This window comes from Oceaniglobus roseus (assembly GCF_002869745.1).
Lineage (GTDB): Bacteria > Pseudomonadota > Alphaproteobacteria > Rhodobacterales > Rhodobacteraceae > Oceaniglobus > Oceaniglobus roseus.
Map to the genome: position 1 here is coordinate 135351 of NZ_PNOS01000002.1, position 17387 is coordinate 152737.

The window sequence follows — 17387 nt, forward strand, 5'->3', positions numbered from 1 at the left end:
TCTGCGATTGAGAATTATTCGCAATTGAAGGGTGCCATGGCCGCCTCCGACACCACGCTTTCCGTTGCCGAGACCGCGACCGGCCCCTCGGGCTGGGGATTCCGCCCCAATCGCCTCCTGATCGCGCTCGCTTTTCTGGCCCTCGCCGCCGCGCCGGGCGATCTCGGGGCGCTGACCCGGTCGCTGATGACCGACGCCTATACCCAGGTCAGCGTCTTCGTCGCCGCCACGCTGCTGCTGTTCTACGGGGCCGAGCGGGTGTTCCGCTTCGACATCGGCGAGGGGTTGCGCAACGCGAAGGCGATGCAGGTGCCGCTGGCGGCGCTGCTGGGCGCGACGCCGGGCTGCGGCGGGGCGGTGGTGGTGGTCGCCGCCTATTCCTCGGGCAACGTCGGCTTCGGCGCGGTGGTGGCGACGCTGACCGCGACGATGGGCGACGCGGCCTTCCTGCTGATCGCCACCCGCCCCGACGCGGCGGCGGTGCTGCTGCCGCTGTCCTTCGCCGTCGGGATCGTCTCGGGCTGGATCGTCGACGCGCTGCACCGGACCGAGTACCGCAGCACGACCTCGGCCGCCTGCGCGGCGGCACCGCTGATCGGGCGCACCCGGCCGCAGGACATCCTCTACCTCCTGCTGGCGATTCCCGGCCTCGTCGTCGGCGCGGCGCAGCTTGCGCAGGTCGAGGTCGAGAGCCTGCTTGGTCTGCCGGTCGAGGCGCTGGCCATCGCGGGCATCGCCCTGGGCCTCTTCGTCTGGGCCCGCTCGCCGCTGGCCGCGATGACCAACGGCAACGACAGCCCGGCGACGCGGATGACGGAAGAGACGGCGTTCATCACCGTCTGGGTGCTGGGCGCCTACCTCGCCTTCGACTACGCGACGGCTTACCTCGGGCTCGACCTCGAAAGCTGGTTCCAGGCCGTCGCGCCGCTTCTGCCGCTGATCGCCATCGCCATCGGCTTCATCCCCGGGTGCGGGCCGCAGGTGCTGGTGACGACGCTCTACATCAACGGCCTGGTGCCCTTCGCCGCCCTGCTCGGCAACGCGATCTCGAACGACGGCGACGCGCTGTTCCCGGCGATCGCGCTGAACCCGAAGGCGGCGATGATGGCGACCGTTTATTCCGCGGTGCCCGCCCTGATCCTCGCCTATGGCTTCTACGCTTTCGCGCCGGGCTTCATGAACTGACGGCGAACACCCTCCGATTGATCCCGGCGGCACAACGCTCTATCTGTTCGGGCGGGGAGGAGCGCCAATGCCCGACACACGTCTGTCCTTCAAGGAGATGTGCGCCAAGTTCGATGTCACCCCGCGCACCCTGCGGTACTATGAATACATCGAGCTGCTGAGCCCCGAGAAGGAGGGCCGCGCGCGGTTCTACCACGCCCGCGACATCGCCCGCATGACGCTGATCCTGCGCGGCCGCCGCTGGGGCTTCTCGCTGGAGGAGATCCGCCAGTGGCTGCTGATCTACGACAGGCAGGGCAACGCCGCGCAGATGGCCGAATGGATCCGGCTCGCCGACCGGCAACTCGCCGCGCTCGACGCCGAGCAGAAGCAGCTGGAGCGCACCATCGCCGAGTTGAGGAAGACCCGCGACGAGGTGGCGGATTCGCTGGCCGGGGGCCAGTCCGACAACTGACGTGGCGGCAGGAACCGGCGGGAATCCGCTGTATTTCCAAGGCGCGGCGCGTGTCGCGTCCTTAGAAAGTTGCGTTTCCCGAAGGTCATCTTAAACGGGATTACGCCACCGCGAAAATGACGTCACGTTTCGTTTACGTTCACGTCACCCATGCTTGTAAGGTTGGGCCAACCGCCGCATCTCAGCCACCGACCGAGGTTCTGAGAGGCACAGCCATGAACGAGCAAACGATGACGATCCGCGAGATGTGCGAGGCCTTCGAGGTGACTCCCCGCACCCTGCGCTTCTACGAGGCGAAGGAGTTGCTGGCACCGATCCGGGAAGGCCAGAAGCGTCTCTTCACCCGCCGCGACCGCGCCCGCCTGAAGCTGATCCTGCGCGGCAAGCGCTTCGGCTTCAGCCTGGAGGAGATCCGCCAGCTGCTGGACCTCTACAACGCCGACGAGCAGCACGAGACGCAGCTGGTCAAGACCCACGAGCTGGGCACCGCCCACCTGAAGGACCTGCAGCGCCAGCGGGCCGAGATCGACACCGCCATCACCGAGTTGAAAGAGCAGCTGGACTGGGCCGAGAAGAAGCTGTCCGCGCTGCGCAAGAACGCCGCCTGAAACGTCGCCCGAGGAGGAACAATGCCCACCTACACCGCCCCCGTGAAGGACATGCAGTTCGTGCTGCACGAGGTCCTGGAGATCACCGGCTCCGGCATCCCCGGATACGACGAGCTTGACCGCGACTTCACCGCCGCGATCCTGGGCGAGGCCGGCAAGCTGGCCGAGAACGTGCTGGCGCCGCTGAACACGGTGGGCGACGAGGAGGGCTGCAAGCTGGAGAACGGCGTCGTGCGCACGCCGAAGGGCTTCAAGGAGGCCTATGACCAGATGCGCGAGGGCGGCTGGATCGGGCTCGACTGCGATCCCGACTTCGGCGGCCAGGGCATGCCCTACCTGCTGAATTCGGCCGTGGGCGAGATGTTCGTCTCGGCCAACATGGCGTTCAACATGTACCAGGGCCTGTCCCACGGCGCCTACAACGCGATCCACACCCACGGGTCGGACGCGCAGAAGCAGACGTACCTGCCGAAGATGGTCGAAGGCTCGTGGTCGGGCACCATGAACCTGACCGAGCCGCACTGCGGCACCGACCTCGGCCTGATCCGCACCAAGGCGGAACCGCAGGACGACGGCACCTACAGGATCACCGGCCAGAAGATCTGGATCTCGGCGGGCGAGCATGACCTGACCGACAACATCATCCACCTCGTGCTGGCCAAGATCCCCGGCGGCCCCGAGGGCGTGAAGGGCATCTCGCTCTTCATCGTGCCGAAGTTCCTGGTGAACGAGGACGGATCGCTGGGCGAGCGCAACAGCCTCTCCTGCGGCGGGCTCGAGAAGAAGATGGGCATCCACGGCAACGCCACCTGCGTGATGAACTACGACGGCGCCACGGGCTTCCTCATCGGCGAGATGCACAAGGGCATGCGCGCGATGTTCACAATGATGAACGAGGCGCGTCTGGGCGTCGGCCTGCAGGGCTATGCCCAGGGCGTCGTCGCCTACCAGAACGCGCTCGGCTTCGCGCAGGAGCGGCTCCAGGGCCGCGCGGTGACCGGGGTCGAATCGCCCGACAAGCCGGCCGACCCGATCATCGTCCACCCCGACGTGCGCCGGAACCTTCTGCACCAGAAGAGCTTCGTCGAGGGCGCGCGCGCCTTCACCTTCTGGGGCGCCTCGCTGATCGACCGGGCGCACCGGAACGAGGATGCCGAGGCCGAGGCGATGATCTCGCTCCTGACCCCTGTGCTGAAGGGCTTCCTGACCGACAAGGGCTTCGAGACCACGGTGCTGGCGCAGCAGACGCTGGGCGGCTCGGGCTTCACGAAGGAATGGGGGCTTGAGCAGTTCGTGCGCGATGCGCGGATCACCATGATCTACGAAGGCACCAACGGCATCCAGTCTCTCGACCTCGTGGGCCGCAAGCTGGGCCTGAACGGCGGCAAGACGGTGATGGCCTTCTTCGAGCTGGTGAAGGCGTTCATCAAGGAGAACGAGGACCGCGCCGACCTGAAGGCGAACTTCCTCGATCCCCTGAAGGAGGCGAGCAAGGACCTCCAGGCGGCGGCGATGTACTTCATGCAGAACATGAAGAACCCGAACGCGGCGCTGGCGGGCTCCTACGACTTCATGCACCTCTTCGGCCACGTCTGCCTGGGGCTGATGTGGGCGCGCATGGCGAAGGCGGCGATGACTGGGCTGGACGGCGGCGAGGGCGATGCCGACTTCTACCGCACCAAGATCGCCACGGGGCGCTACTACATGGCGCGCCAGCTGCCCGCCACGAAGCTGCACCTCGCCCGCATCACCAGCGGCTCGGACAGCGTGATGGAGCTGGAGGCGGCCAACTTCTGATGGACCTCCCCGGCAGGGCCGCTACCCTGCCGGGATCACACCGCACGGCCGAGGACCCATGCCCAAGCGTTTCAAGCTCACCCGCCGCTTTCCCGTCGCCATGACCGAGGACGGCTATCGCAAGCTCAGGAGCTTCGCGAAGGAGGCGGGGCTGGACGAGGGCGAGGCGCTGTCGTTCCTGTTCGAGCATTTCGACAGCGTCACCAACCACGAGAACCTGACGGCCCGCCTGAGGCTGTTCAACGCGGAGCTGGAAGAGCGGAAGCGGTGACGGAGCGAGGGCGGAAAATGCGGGACGCCTCCGGCGGGGGAGTATTTGGACAAAGAAGAAGCCAGGGTGCGCTTCACCGCCATGTCGGTCTTACCCAGTGCCCGTTTCCGGGCGGCGGTGAAGCGGCTTCTCCTTTGGCGGTCATCGACTCTCCAGCCTGTACCGCGTCCCGAGGATGGGCCGGACAGGGCTAACAGAAGGTGAAGAAACGAAGCTCTGCTTCTTCTTTGTAAAAATACTCGACGGGGGTGTGGGGGTGTCAAACCCCCACTCCGACCGCGGGAAAGGGAGGAACGATGACATTGAAGCTCTACTGCTTCGGAGAGAGCGGCAACGCCTACAAGGCGGCGCTGGCGCTGGAACTCTCGGGGCTCGACTGGGCGCCGGTGAAGGTGGATTTCTTCAACGGCGAGACCCGCGGCGAGGCCTACCGGCGCGACGTCAACGAGATGGGCGAGGCGCCGGTGCTGCTGGACGAGGCGAGCGGCTATCGCCTGAGCCAGTCCGGGGCAATCATGGACTATGTCGCCGAGACGTCCGGCAAGCTGATGCCCGAGGATCCCGTACAGCGGCGCGAGGTGCTGCGCTGGATGTTCTGGGACAACCACAAGCTCAGCGGCGTCGCGGGCATGTGCCGGTTCCTGATGAACTTCCTGCCCGAGGAGAAGCGCCCGGCCGAGGTGATCGCCTTCACGCAAGGGCGGCTCAAGGCCGCCTACCAGGTGCTCGACCGTCATCTGGAGGGCCGCGACTGGATCGTGGGCGACGCGGTCAGCCTCGCCGACCTCTGCTGCTGCGGCTACCTCTTCTATCCCGAACCTTTCGGTTTCGTGCGCGCCGACTGGCCCAACATCGACCGCTGGCTCGACGGCATCGCCGCCCTGCCCGGCTGGAAACACCCCTATGACCTGATGCCCGGCTCGCCTGCCGACCGGGCCGCAACCTGAGGCCGAACGGCCGGAGGAGATCCACATGACCGAAGCCTATATCTACGACGCCGTGCGCAGCCCGCGTGGCAAGGGCCGCGCAGACGGCTCGCTGCACGAGGTGACATCCGTCCGCCTCTCCGCCCAGGTGCTGAACGCGCTGAAGGACAGGAACGGGCTCGACGGCCACGCGGTCGAGGACGTGATCTGGGGCAACGTCACCCAGGTCGGCGAGCAGGGTGGCTGCCTCGCGCGCACCGCGGTGCTGGCGAGCGACCTCGACCAGTCGATCCCCGGCCTCGCCATCAACCGCTTCTGCGCGAGCGGCATGGAGGCGGTGAACCTCGCCGCGAACCAGGTCCGGGGCGGCGCGGGCGAGGCCTATATCGCCGGCGGTGTCGAGATGATGGGCCGGGTGCCGATGGGCAGCGACGGGGCGGCCATCGCCGTCGATCCGTCGATCGCCATGGACACCTATTTCGTGCCGCAGGGCATCTCGGCCGACATCATCGCCACCGAATACGGCTTCTCGCGCGACGACGCCGATGCGCTGGCCGTGGAATCCCAGAAGCGCGCGGCGGCGGCCTGGGCCGACAACCGCTTCGCCAGGTCGATGATCGAGATCAGGGACATCAACGGCCTGCCGATCCTGTCGCGCGACGAATACATGCGGCCGCAGACCGACATGCAGAGCCTCGGCGCGCTGAAGCCCTCGTTCAAGGACATGGGCGAGGTGATGCCGGGCTTCGACAAGATCGCGCTGATGAAGTACCCGCACCTCGAGCGGATCAACCACATCCACCACGCGGGCAACTCGTCCGGGATCGTGGACGGGGCCGCGGGGGTGCTGGTCGGCTCGAAGGAGTTCGGCGAGAAGCACGGGCTGAAGCCGCGCGCCCGGATCCGCGCGACGGCGAAGATCGGCACCGACCCGACGATCATGCTGACCGGACCCGTCCCCGTCACCGAGAAGATCCTGAAGGACAACGGCATGGAGATCGGTGACATCGACCTCTTCGAGGTCAACGAGGCCTTCGCCAGCGTGGTGCTGCGCTTCATGCAGCGCTTCGACGTCGACCCTTCCGTGGTGAACGTCAACGGCGGCGCCATCGCCATGGGTCACCCGCTGGGCGCCACGGGGGCGATCATCATCGGCACGCTTCTGGACGAGATGGAGCGGTCGGACCGCGAGACCGGTCTTGCCACCCTCTGCATCGCGAGCGGCATGGGTGCGGCGACGATCCTCGAGCGGGTCTGATGACCCCCGAGGACCACGTCCAGGAATGGCTGGATGTCACCGGGGCGCTGTCGTTGACGGACGACTACGACAGCTACCGGCAGCGCATCCTGCTGCCGCTGCGCCTGGAGACGCTCGGCGGGACGACGATGATCCGCTGCGACGCAGACCTGGCGCAGACCTTCGCGGACTGGCGGGCGATGCTGGAGCGGCTGGGCATCCGGTCGATCCGGCGCACGGTCGAGACGGTGCGCCCGCTGGGGCCGAACCGCATCTACTGCAGCTACCGGACCGTGATGGAAGGCGAAGGCGGGGCAGCCGCGCCCGCCTATCCCGGCGCCGGGGTCCTGTGCTTCGACGACGGCGTGTGGAAGGCGAACGAGATGTGGGTGGGGGTCGAGAACACCTCCTTCCCCCTGACCGATCCGCGCACCGACGAGATCCACGACGAGAGCGAGGCCTTCCGGCGCTTCGCCGAGGAGAAGAAGACATGAAGGGTCTGGACCCGGGCTCGACCCATCGAACGGGCGGACGCCCCTGATGGCCGGGGTCGCCCTGCCCCCCTTTCCCCACGCGGCCGGTCCGACCCGTCCGACCGGCGGCGCGTGCCGGCGGACCGACGCGGTTCTCGACCCGCACCGCGAACCCACCCACACGAACAACGCTGCCCGCCGCCGGACCCAAGGCAACGGCAGCCCCCGCAACGGAGGAACCACCCCATGAGCGATTTCACCTACCACGTTGGCGACGACGGCGTCGCCGTCATCACCTGGGACGCGCCGGGCAAGTCGATGAACGTGCTGACCCGCGAGGCCTTCGGGCTGGTCGAGGGCTTCATCGACGAGGCACTGGCCGACGAGGCCGTGAAGGGCATCGTCATCACCTCGGGCAAGAAGGACTTCGCCGGCGGCATGGACCTGAACGTGCTGGCGAAGATCCGGGCCGAGAGCGGCGACAACCCCGCGCAGGGGCTGTTCGACTTCACGATGAACGGCCACCGGATCCTGAGGAAGATCGAGCGCGCGGGGATGGACCCGAAGACCAACAAGGGCGGCAAGCCGATCGCCTGCGCGGTCAACGGCACCTGCGCGGGGATCGGGACCGAGATCGCGCTGGCCTGCCACCGCCGGTTCATGACCGACAACGCGAAGGCGAAGATCGGCCTGCCCGAGATCCTCGTGGGCCTGTTCCCCGGGGCGGGCGGCACCACGCGGGTCAGCCGGATGCTGGGCGCCATGGCCGCCTCTCCGATCCTGCTGGAGGGCAAGATGATGGCCCCCGCGCAGGCGAAATCCGCCGGGCTGGTGGACGAGGTCGTGGCCCATGACGAGCTCGTGGCGAAGGCGAAGGAATGGGTGCTGTCGGCGAAGGACGCGGACATCGTGAAGCCGTGGGACGTCAAGGGCTGGAAGATGCCGGGCGGCGCGCCCTATCACCCGGCGGGGTTCATGACCTTCGTCGGTGCCTCGGCCATGGTGAACGGCAAGACCCAAGGGGTGTACCCGGCAGCGAAGGCGCTGCTCTCGGCGGTCTACGAAGGCGCGATGGTGCCCTTCGACACGGCGCTGAAGATCGAGGCGCGGTATTTCACCAACGTGCTGATGAACCCCAGTTCCTCGGCCATGATCCGCAGCCTGTTCATCAACAAGCAGGCGCTGGAGAAAGGCGCGAACCGCCCCGAGGCCCCGGACCAGACGGTGAAGAAGGTCGGGGTGATGGGGGCCGGCATGATGGGTGCGGGTATCGCGCTGGTCTCGGCCCTTGCGGGGATCGAGGTGGTGCTGATCGACCAGAAGCAGGAAGCTGCGGACAAGGGCAGATCCTACTCGGCCGACTACATGGACAAGGGGATCAGCCGCAAGAAGGCGACGCCGGAGAAGAAGGAGCAGGTGCTGGGCCTCATCACCGCGACCACCGATTATGACGCGCTGAAGGGCTGCGACCTGATCGTCGAAGCCGTATTCGAGGATCCGGGCATCAAGGCCGAGGTGACGAAGGCGGTCGAGGCCGTGGTGGGCGAGGACTGCATCTTCGCCACCAACACCTCGACCCTGCCGATCAGCGACCTGGCCAAGGCCAGCGCGCGCCCGGAGCAGTTCATCGGCATCCACTTCTTCAGCCCGGTGGACAAGATGATGCTGGTCGAGATCATCAAGGGCAGGCAGACGGGCGACCGGGCGGTGGCCAAGGCGCTCGACTTCGTGCGGCAGATCAGGAAGACGCCCATCGTGGTGAACGACGCGCGCTTCTTCTACGCCAACCGCTGCATCATCCCCTACATCAACGAGGGCATCCGCATGGTGGGCGAGGGCGTGTCCCCTGCCCTGATCGAGAACGCGGCGAAGATGGTCGGCATGCCCCTCGGGCCGCTGCAACTGGTCGACGAGACCTCGATCGACCTCGGGGTGAAGATCGCCAAGGCGACGAAGGCGGCCATGGGCGATGCCTATCCGGACGGCGCGGTGGACGAGGTGCTGTTCTGGATGGCCGACCAGGGCCGGATGGGGCGGAAGTCGGCCTCGGGCTTCTATGCCTACGACGAGAAGGGCAAGCGGACCGGCATCTGGGAGGGCCTTGCCGCGAAGTACCCGGTGAGGGACGACCAGCCGGAACTGGCCGAGGTGCAGCACCGCCTGCTGTTCGCGCAGGTGCTCGAGGCCGTGCGGGCGCTGGAGGACGGCGTGCTCATGGACATCCGCGAGGGCGACGTGGGCGCGATCCTCGGCTGGGGCTTCGCGCCGTGGTCGGGCGGACCGTTCAGCTGGCTCGACATCATCGGCGCCGCGAAGGCGGTGGAACTGACCGAGGGTCTGACCGAACGCCACGGCGCGCGGTTCGAGACGCCGAAGCTCTTGCGCGAGATGGCGGCGTCGGGCGAGACCTTCTATGGCCGGTTCGCGGACTCGAAGGCCGCCGCGTGAAACCAGACGGGCGCCCCTGCGGGCGCCCGTTTCCGAAGGCCCGGGAAGATGTCAGACCTGCCGCGCCTGCCGGGCATCGCGCTCGGCCAGGGAGACCAGCGCCTCGGCGATGTCCATGGGCAGCGGCGTGTAGGGGCTGGTGATGACGGTGTCGCCGGACTGGATCAGTGTTCCGGCGTCCTGCGTGCGCACGGGGCAGAAGAACAGCGCTCCCAGATTGGCGAACACCACCTGGTCGCTCTCGAAGGAGAGGCTGACGATCTCCAGCGGATCGACCGGACGGAACCGCTCGATCCCCCGGTAGCCTTCCAAAGCCGCCGCGGGCAGCAGGGCGAAGGGATCGCCGAACAGCTCTTCGGCGCAATCGGCCTCGAAGATCACCGGCTGGTCGGGCAGCAGCACCATCTCGGCATGGTTGCCGAGCGCCTGGGGCGGCACGCGGAGCGGTTTCTGGGCGGCGGCCATCGCGCCGGTGCCGTCGAACCACACCCGCTCGACCGCCGTGACCAGCTGCAACCCCGCATCGAAGGTCAGCACCCGGTCGCCCACCGTCACCGCCTCGACCGGACGCCAGCCGGTCGCCGTGGCGACGCGGGTGCCGGCGGTCAGCCCGAAGGCGGGCATGTGCCGCGTCCTGCCGGGAGACGTCGCGCCGCTCCCCCCGTCCTTCCGCGTCTCGCCGGAAAAGACGGACTCGAAAACCCTGCTTGCCAGATTAAGCACTGCCCCGCCCCTTCAGCCTGCGGCGGTTAATCCACCGTTAACCTTTTCATTCCGGCAGCCGACGCGACCGGCAGGACGCGAGTTGGGCGCAATCCGGGCGATTTCAAGGCATTGCGCCCGGCGTGCCGGGTTGCCGCAGGCCATCCGTTCAGAACGCATAGCCGAAACGCGCGATATCCTCGGCGCAGAGTTCGGCCACCAGCGCGCGGGTCTGCGCGGTATAATGCGCGCGGTGCCCGGCCGTGCGGTCCGACCGGTTGGCGACGGGAAGCGGTGTCAGCGCGAAGCCAAGATGCGCCTCGACCGGCGCGATGTCCTCGTCGAGGTGTTCGAGCCGCAGGAACACCGCGCCCCGCTCCGCCCCGTCCGACCCGCGGACGTAGGCTCCGAAGGGCATCGCCGTGAAGGCGGCGCGGGTCTGCGGGTGGCCGACGAACCCGCCGAAGTCGCTGGACCGCGCCAGCGTCACGGCCGGATGATCGAACGTCTGGGCGCAGAGCCAGTGGTAATAGCTCACCATCCGGTCCCAGGGATTGCGCACCAGCGTGAAGACGAGGCACTCAGCCTCGACATCCGGCGGCAGGACGCCCTCGATGTCGGCCAGGGTCGAGTGCTTCCAGAGCCGCCCCCGCGCATCCAGCCGCTTCAGCCGGCCGCGCCGCCGCTTCGCCTTCGGCGTGTCGCCGATCAGGATGTCGTCCTTCATCGCCCGGGCCTCCAGCGCGAGGGACAGCGCGGTGCCGCCGGTCTTGGGAATGTGCACGAAGATGAAGCGGCGGCCGGGCGAGATGATCATGGCGCCGAGGATAGACGATCGGCCTTCGGCGGGCCAAGGCGCGTCGCGCTGCCGCCTCTCACAAAGCGCTTTTCATCCCGCGGGGCGGGCGGCAATACTGCACCCTCAGGGACGCCGACGGACCGCGGGGAGGATACGATGGGCTGGCTGCAAGACGAGACCGGGCTGGAGCGCTGCGCGGCCAATTTCGTGCCGCTCACGCCCCTTTCGCACCTGAACCGCGCCGCCGCCGTCTTCCCGGGGACCGAGGCGCTGGTCTATGGCGCCGACCGCTGGACCTATGCCGAGTACCATGCCGACGTCTCGCGCTTCGCGGGCGGCCTTGCCGCGCTTGGCGTGGCGCCCGGCGACGTGGTGGCGACGCTGATCCCGAACCTCCCCGCCCAGGCCATGGCGCATTTCGCCGTGCCGGCGGCCGGTGCGGTGCTGAACACGATCAACACGCGGCTGGAAACCGACACGGTGTCCTACATCCTCGACCATGGCGGGGCGAAGGTGCTGCTGGCCGACACCCAGTTCATCGCGCTGGCCGAGCAGGCGATCGACGCCGTCGACGGCCCCGCCCCGGTGCTGGTCGAGGTGCCCGATCCGGCGGCGGGTTTCCCGGCCACGGGGCGGCACATGACCTTCGCCGACCTGCTGACAAAGGGCGCGCCCGACACGCCCTGGATCATGCCGCAGGACGAGTGGGAGAGCCTCGCGCTGAACTATACCTCGGGCACCACCGGGCGGCCCAAGGGCGTCGTCTATCATCACCGGGGCGCCTACCTGATGACGATGGGCACCGTGGTGTCGTGGCGGATGACGCTCTATCCCCGGTTCCTCGCCATCGTGCCGCTGTTCCACTGCAACGGCTGGAACCACACCTGGATGATGCCGATGCTGGCGGGCTGCGTCGTCTGCTGCCGCGACATCACGGCGAAGGCGATCTACGACGCCATCGCCGACGAGGGGGTGCAGTATTTCGGCGGCGCGCCGATCGTGCTGAACATGATCGTCAACGCGACGCCCGACGACCGCCGCAGCTTCGACCACCGGGTCGAGGTCTTCACCGCCGGCGCGCCCCCCGCCGCCGCGACCTTGGGCAAGATCGAGAAGCTGGGCTTCAACGTCACGCAGGTCTACGGACTGACGGAAACCTACGGCCACGTCACCGAATGCGTCTGGAACGACGACGCCTGGGACGCCCTCCAAGGCGAGGAGCGGGCGGCCCTGAAGGCGCGCCAGGGCGTCGCCATGCCGATGATGGAGCACATCACCGTCGTCGACGACGCCATGGGACAGGTGCCCATGGACGGCACGACCCAGGGCGAGATCGTGATGCGCGGCAACTCGGTGATGAAGGGCTACCTGAAGAACCCCAAGGCGACCGAGGAGGCGTTCAGGGGCGGCTATTTCCACTCGGGCGACCTCGCCGTGCAGCACCCCGACGGCTATATCCAGATCGTCGACCGCGCCAAGGACATCATCATCTCGGGCGGCGAGAACATCAGCTCGGTCGAGGTCGAGGGCGCGCTGATGCACCATCCCGACGTCTCGCTCGTCGCCGTGGTGGCGAAGCCAGACGAGAAGTGGGGCGAGGTGCCCTGCGCCTTCGTCGAGCTGAAGCCGGGCGCGACGGTGCGGGAGGACGAACTGATCGCCTTCGCCCGCTCCCGCCTTGCCGGGTTCAAGACGCCGAAGCGCGTGGTCTTCCAGGAACTGCCCAAGACCTCGACCGGGAAGATCCAGAAGTTCGCGCTGCGCGATGTGGCCCGCACGGTCTGACGCCGGGTCCGCCGCGGATCGCTTCGGGGCAATGACATTGCCGCCACCCCGCCAGTGCCCTAGTGTCTGCCGGTGGAACAACGACGAGGCGGCGGAAAATGGCCGTCCGGCAGGCGGATGACAGCACTCACGGAATACCAGCGGCTTGAAGCCAGCGGCATCTGGCGCTCGGGGCCCGGCGCGCAGCGGCGGGACGTGATCGTGTCCGTCGGCAACGCGACGCTGGCAATCTACGACATGAACGAGAAGGCGCTGGCGCACTGGTCGCTTGCCGCGGTCGAGCGCTGCAATCCCGGTCAGCGCCCCGCCCTCTACATCCCCGGCCCCGATGCCGACGAGATGCTGGAGATCTCGGACGACACCATGATCGACGCCATCGGGCGGGTCGCCACCGCCATCGCCCGGCGGCGGCCGCGCACCGGGCGGCTGCGCTACTTCATCGCCGCCGCGGCGCTTGCCCTGACGGCCTTCCTCGCGGTGTTCTGGCTGCCCGGCGCGATGATCCATCACACGGTGCGCGTCGTGCCCCCGGCCAGCCGCGCCGACATCGGGGCGCGGATGCTGGAGACGATCCAGCGCATCGCCGGGCGCCCCTGCGCCAGCCCCGACGCCGAGGCGGCGCTGGACGACCTGGCCGAACAGGTGCTGCCGCGCAAGCCGGTGCGCCTCGTGGTGCTGTCCCGCGGGCTCGGCTTTGCCGAGCATCTGCCGGGCGGCTACATCCTGCTGAACCGTGCGCTGATCGAGGATTTCGACGGCCCCGGCCCGGTCGCGGGTTTCATCCTGGCCGAGGACGAGCGCGCGCGGGAGACGGATCCGCTGGAGCGGCTGCTTCGCGCCGCGGGGCCGCTTGCGGCGTTCCGGCTGCTGACCACAGGCAGCCTGCCGGAAGAGGTGCTGGACGGCTATGCCGAGGCGCTGCTGCTGAGCGATCCCGCCCCGCTCGACGAGGCGCGGCTGCTGGCCCGCTTCGCCGAGGCTGGCATCCCCTCCACCGCCTATGCCTATGCGCTCGACGCTTCCGGCGAGAAGACGCTGCCGCTGATCGAGGGCGATCCGGTCAGCCCCGAGATGGCGCGCCCGATCATGCCGGACGGCGAATGGGTGGCGCTTCAGGGGATCTGCGGGGAATAGGCGGCGTCACCGTGCCGCGTCGAGGCTGGAGCGCAGGACGACCATCCGCGTGCCGTTCACCTGCACCACCACGTGACGCCCCCCGGCCAGGTCGCGCCGCTGCTTGTCGTAGTCGGTGTAGGGATAGATCAGGTACTTGTAGTTCCGCGTGACATCCCGGCCGTTCCTCGGATCGACCAGCCGCCGCGGCACCGTCTGGGTCCAGATCAGCGCCGTCTGCAATGCCCCGGAATAAAGCTGCTTGCCGCGGTAGGGGTTCAGCCGCCCGTCCTCCCAGGCCGGACGATAGCCCTTCGGAGTCCGGAACTGCGGCCCCGGGGGCGGAACCAGCAGCGCGCCTTCGCGCGTGGCGAGGTGCTGTTGCGCGGAGGCCGGCAGGGCAAGCCCCCCCGCCAGGGCGAATGTTGCGGCAGCGAGAAGACCCCGGAGGACTGGCATGCTCTTCATCTTGTCGGTCCCCTCGTCGATTTCACCATATCTGCCCCAACCCTTCCCGTGGGTAAAGCGGATTTGCCTCACTTGGTTCCGAACATCCGGTCCCCCGCGTCGCCGAGGCCGGGCACGATGTAGCCCTGTTCGTTCAGCCGCTCGTCCAGCGCGGCGGTGACGATGGGCACGTCCGGGTGCGCCTCGGCCATCCGCTTCACCCCCTCCGGCGCCGCCAGCAGGCAGAGGAAGCGGATGTCGGTCGCCCCCGCCTTCTTCAGCAGGTCCACCGCCGCGGCCGAGGAGTTGCCGGTGGCCAGCATCGGGTCCACCGCGATCACCAGCCTCTCGCCCAGCTCGGCCGGCAGCTTGCAGTAGTATTGCACCGGCTGGAGCGTCTTCTCGTCGCGGTAGAGCCCCACGAAGCCGACCCGTGCCGAGGGCACCAGTTCGAGGATCCCGTCGAGCAGACCGTTGCCCGCCCTGAGGATCGACACCAGCGCCAGCTTGCGCCCGTCCAGCACCGGCGCGTCCATCTCGCACAGGGGCGTCTGGATGCGCCGGGTGGTCATCGCCATGTTGCGCGTGATCTCGTAGGCCAGAAGCTGGCTGATCTCGCGCAGCAGCTGGCGGAAGCCGGCGGTCGAGGTTTCCCTGTCGCGCATCAGCGTCAGCTTGTGCTGCACGAGGGGGTGGCGGACGACGGTCAGGTGCTCGGTCATCGGGTCTCCAGTCGTTTCTTCAGGGTCTCTTTGGTGGCGGCGTCGCAGAAGGCGGCGTCGAGGCTGGTCCGCTCGATCTCCTCGAACACGCCCTCGTCCCAGTCGAAGGCCTCGGCCAGGCGGTCGTATTCGCGGCTCATCGTGGTGTGGAAGAACGGCGGATCGTCGGTCGAGACCGTGACCTTCACGCCCTTCGCGCGCAGTTTCTCGACCGGGTGGTCGCGCCAGGTCGGATAGAGGCCGAGGGCGACGTTCGAGCCCGGGCAGACCTCCAGCACGATGCCGTCCTCGGCCAGCCGGTCCACCAGCGCCGGATCCTCGATCGCGCGCACGCCATGGCCGATGCGTTCGACCCGGAGGCGATCCAGAGCGTCCCGGACCGACTGCGGCCCGCCCCATTCGCCCGCGTGGGCGGTCAGCCGAAGCCCGGCCTCGCGCGCCATGTCGAAGGCCCAGGCGAAGTCCTTCAGGTGGCCCGCCTTCTCGTCCCCGCCGATGCCGAACCCGGTGATGAACTCACCGGCGGTCTCGGCGGCGCAGAGCGCGGTTTCCTTCGCCTTGTCGGGACCGAAGTGCCGGATCGGCGTGACGATGCCGCGCAGCACGATGCCGTCGCTGCGCTCGGCCGCCTCCGCCGCCTCGCGGATCGCGTGGAGATAGTCGCGCCAGGCCGAAACGTCGCGGCCGCCGCAGAAGTCGGGCGACAGGAACGTCTCGACATAGATCACGCCGTGGGCCGCGCATTCGGCCAGGACGGCAGAGGTGAGCCGGGCATAGTCCTCGGGCGTCCGCAGCACCGAGGTCGCGGCCTCGTAGACCTTCAGGAAATCCCAGAAATCGGCATAGGCATAGTGGCCCCGTTCGTCGAAGATCCCCGGGATGTCGATGGACTTCTCCTTCGCCAGCCCGCGCACGAAGGCGGGCGGCGCCGCGCCTTCGAGGTGCAGGTGCAGTTCGATCTTCGGACGGGTCGCAAGGCTCACAGCAGGCTCCTCCCGCGCTTGAGGGACAGGCCCAGGTGGGCGGCAAGGGTGGCGGCGACGTCGACGAAGGCGCAGAGGCCAAGCGCCTTCACCCCCGCCCCCTGGATCAGCACCGGCACCCGTTCGCGCGTGTGCTCGGTGCCCCGCCAGGTCGGGTCGTTGCCGTGGTCGGCGGTGATCAGCAGCAGGTCGCCCTCGCGCATCCGCGCGGTCAGCTCCGGCAGGGCGGCGTCGAACCATTCGAGGTGGCGGGCATAGCCCGAGACGTCGCGGCGGTGGCCGTAGACGCTGTCGAACTCCACGAAGTTGGCGAAGACCAGCGCCTTGTCCTCCGCCGTCTCGATCCGCCCCTTCAGCGCCTCCATAAGGTCGGCGTCCGGCCCCTTGTCCACCGTGTCGATGCCCTGCATCGAGAAGATGTCGCCGATCTTGCCCACGGCATGCACCCTGCCGCCCGCCCCCTGCACCGCGTCGCAGAGCGAGGGCTCGGGCAGGGCGATGGCATAGTCGTGGCGGTTGGCGGTGCGTCGGAAGCCCGTCTCCGGCGTGCCGAGGAACGGACGCGCGATCACCCGCCCGACCTTCATCGCGTGCAGGTGCGGCGCAAGGTCCCGGCAGAGTTTCCAGAGCCGTTCGAGGCCGAAGCGCTCTTCGTGGGCGGCGATCTGGAAGACGCTGTCGGCAGAGGTATAGCAGATGGGCCAGCCGGTCTTCATGTGCTCGGCCCCGAGGCGGGCGATGATCTCGGTCCCCGAGGCGTGACAGTCGCCGAGGATGCCGTCGGTGCCCGCGAGCCTTGCCGCCAGCGCCGACAGCTCGGGCGGGAAGGCCGGGACGGTTTCGGGGAAGGTCGTCCAGTCCCAGGGCACCGGCACGCCCGCCAGCTCCCAGTGGCCCGAGGGCGTGTCCTTGCCCTTCGACACCTCGCTGGCCGCACCCCACCCCCCCTGCGGTTCCGCCTCCAGCCCCGGCGTTGCGGCGCCCGAGGCGAGGCGGATCGCGGCGCCGAGGCCGAGGGCATCCATGTGCGGCAGGCGCAGGGGGCCCGACCGCCCCTCCTCCGCCTTGCCCGCGGCGCAGGCGGCGGCGATGTGTGCGAGCGTGTTGGCACCCGCGTCGCCGAAGGCGTCGGCGTCCGGGGCACCGCCGCAGCCGACGGAATCGAGCACGATCAGGATGGCGCGGGGCATGGGAGCACCTCGTGTATCAGCGTCCGACTTGTCTCAGGCGCCGCCTCCGCGATGCGGATGGCGCGCTGCACCGACAGGCGCGCCCGCTCGGCCGCCTCCGCCGTGGCGGCATGGACCATGGCAAGGGGCTGGCCCGCCTCGACCCTTTCGCCAAGGCGGACCACGGCGGAAAGGCCCACGGCGGGGTCGATCCTGTCGGTCTCGACCTGCCGCCCGCCGCCGAGGGCGACGACGGCCTGGCCGAGGG

General features: G+C 68.6%; 17 protein-coding genes and 1 pseudogene. 11 read left to right on the forward strand and 7 right to left on the reverse strand.

The genetic code is table 11. The features are described from left to right. Positions 1–36 precede the first annotated feature (36 nt). From A7B20_RS02450 to A7B20_RS02490, 9 genes are all read left to right on the forward strand, one after another. The gene (locus A7B20_RS02450) at positions 37–1185 is read left to right on the forward strand and encodes a putative manganese transporter (RefSeq protein WP_102106963.1); all 1149 of its coding nucleotides are present in this window, start codon (positions 37–39) and stop codon (positions 1183–1185) included. A 67-nt stretch (positions 1186–1252) separates the two neighbouring features. Then, positions 1253–1639 carry a MerR family transcriptional regulator gene (locus tag A7B20_RS02455; protein ID WP_102106964.1) on the forward strand — a complete coding sequence of 129 codons (387 nt, stop codon included), beginning with the start codon at positions 1253–1255 and terminating at the stop codon, positions 1637–1639. Between the two features lie 215 nt (positions 1640–1854). After that, on the forward strand, positions 1855–2247 hold the full coding sequence (locus tag A7B20_RS02460) for a MerR family transcriptional regulator (RefSeq protein ID WP_102106965.1): 393 nt from the start codon (positions 1855–1857) through the stop codon (positions 2245–2247). 21 nt (positions 2248–2268) lie between these two features. Further along, positions 2269–4044 carry an acyl-CoA dehydrogenase C-terminal domain-containing protein gene (locus A7B20_RS02465; protein WP_102106966.1) on the forward strand — a complete coding sequence of 592 codons (1776 nt, stop codon included), beginning with the start codon at positions 2269–2271 and terminating at the stop codon, positions 4042–4044. 58 nt (positions 4045–4102) lie between these two features. Then, complete coding sequence (locus A7B20_RS02470; RefSeq protein WP_102106967.1) at positions 4103–4315, forward strand: hypothetical protein; 213 nt, start codon at positions 4103–4105, stop codon at positions 4313–4315. A 296-nt stretch (positions 4316–4611) separates the two neighbouring features. Next, positions 4612–5262, forward strand: coding sequence for a glutathione S-transferase family protein (locus A7B20_RS02475; RefSeq protein ID WP_102106968.1), 651 nt, complete (start codon positions 4612–4614; stop codon positions 5260–5262). A gap of 25 nt (positions 5263–5287) precedes the next feature. Then, positions 5288–6499, forward strand: coding sequence for an acetyl-CoA C-acetyltransferase (locus A7B20_RS02480; RefSeq protein ID WP_102106969.1), 1212 nt, complete (start codon positions 5288–5290; stop codon positions 6497–6499). Next, positions 6499–6972, forward strand: a complete 474-nt coding sequence (locus A7B20_RS02485; protein WP_102106970.1) for a hypothetical protein — start codon at positions 6499–6501, stop codon at positions 6970–6972. Before A7B20_RS02480 ends, A7B20_RS02485 begins: the two co-directional genes overlap by 1 nt. Before the next feature lie 225 nt (positions 6973–7197). Then, on the forward strand, positions 7198–9399 hold the full coding sequence (locus A7B20_RS02490; RefSeq protein WP_102106971.1) for a 3-hydroxyacyl-CoA dehydrogenase NAD-binding domain-containing protein: 2202 nt from the start codon (positions 7198–7200) through the stop codon (positions 9397–9399). Between the two features lie 51 nt (positions 9400–9450). Here the strand turns inward: A7B20_RS02490 and A7B20_RS02495 are convergent, their stop codons facing one another. Both A7B20_RS02495 and A7B20_RS02500 read right to left on the reverse strand, forming a co-directional pair. Continuing rightward, entirely contained in the window at positions 9451–10023 is a 573-nt protein-coding gene (locus A7B20_RS02495; RefSeq protein WP_102106972.1) for a Hint domain-containing protein, read from the reverse strand. A 247-nt stretch (positions 10024–10270) separates the two neighbouring features. Continuing rightward, positions 10271–10918 carry a sulfotransferase family 2 domain-containing protein gene (locus A7B20_RS02500; RefSeq protein WP_102106973.1) on the reverse strand — a complete coding sequence of 216 codons (648 nt, stop codon included), beginning with the start codon at positions 10916–10918 and terminating at the stop codon, positions 10271–10273. A gap of 138 nt (positions 10919–11056) precedes the next feature. On the opposite strand from A7B20_RS02500, the gene A7B20_RS02505 reads away from it, so the two are divergent. Continuing rightward, positions 11057–12685, forward strand: coding sequence for an AMP-binding protein (locus tag A7B20_RS02505; protein WP_102106974.1), 1629 nt, complete (start codon positions 11057–11059; stop codon positions 12683–12685). Between the two features lie 117 nt (positions 12686–12802). Continuing rightward, on the forward strand, positions 12803–13819 hold the full coding sequence (locus A7B20_RS02510) for a hypothetical protein (RefSeq protein ID WP_102106975.1): 1017 nt from the start codon (positions 12803–12805) through the stop codon (positions 13817–13819). A 6-nt stretch (positions 13820–13825) separates the two neighbouring features. Here A7B20_RS02510 and A7B20_RS02515 read toward each other — a convergent pair whose 3' ends face one another. From A7B20_RS02515 to A7B20_RS02530, 5 genes and pseudogenes are all read right to left on the reverse strand, one after another. Further along, complete coding sequence (locus A7B20_RS02515; protein ID WP_102106976.1) at positions 13826–14266, reverse strand: hypothetical protein; 441 nt, start codon at positions 14264–14266, stop codon at positions 13826–13828. Between the two features lie 68 nt (positions 14267–14334). Further along, on the reverse strand, positions 14335–14967 hold the full coding sequence (gene upp, locus A7B20_RS02520; protein WP_102106977.1) for a uracil phosphoribosyltransferase: 633 nt from the start codon (positions 14965–14967) through the stop codon (positions 14335–14337). Then, positions 14964–15950: an adenosine deaminase gene (locus A7B20_RS02525; protein ID WP_245866483.1), complete on the reverse strand. Its 987-nt coding sequence runs from the start codon at positions 15948–15950 to the stop codon at positions 14964–14966. The genes upp and A7B20_RS02525 overlap by 4 nt, the downstream gene beginning before the upstream one ends. Continuing rightward, positions 15947–17140, reverse strand: coding sequence for a phosphopentomutase (locus A7B20_RS21525; protein WP_245866485.1), 1194 nt, complete (start codon positions 17138–17140; stop codon positions 15947–15949). The genes A7B20_RS02525 and A7B20_RS21525 overlap by 4 nt, the downstream gene beginning before the upstream one ends. Continuing rightward, positions 17122–17387 (reverse strand): annotated as a pseudogene (locus A7B20_RS02530) (thymidine phosphorylase); the annotation flags it as partial. The pseudogene A7B20_RS02530 and the gene A7B20_RS21525, both read right to left, overlap by 19 nt.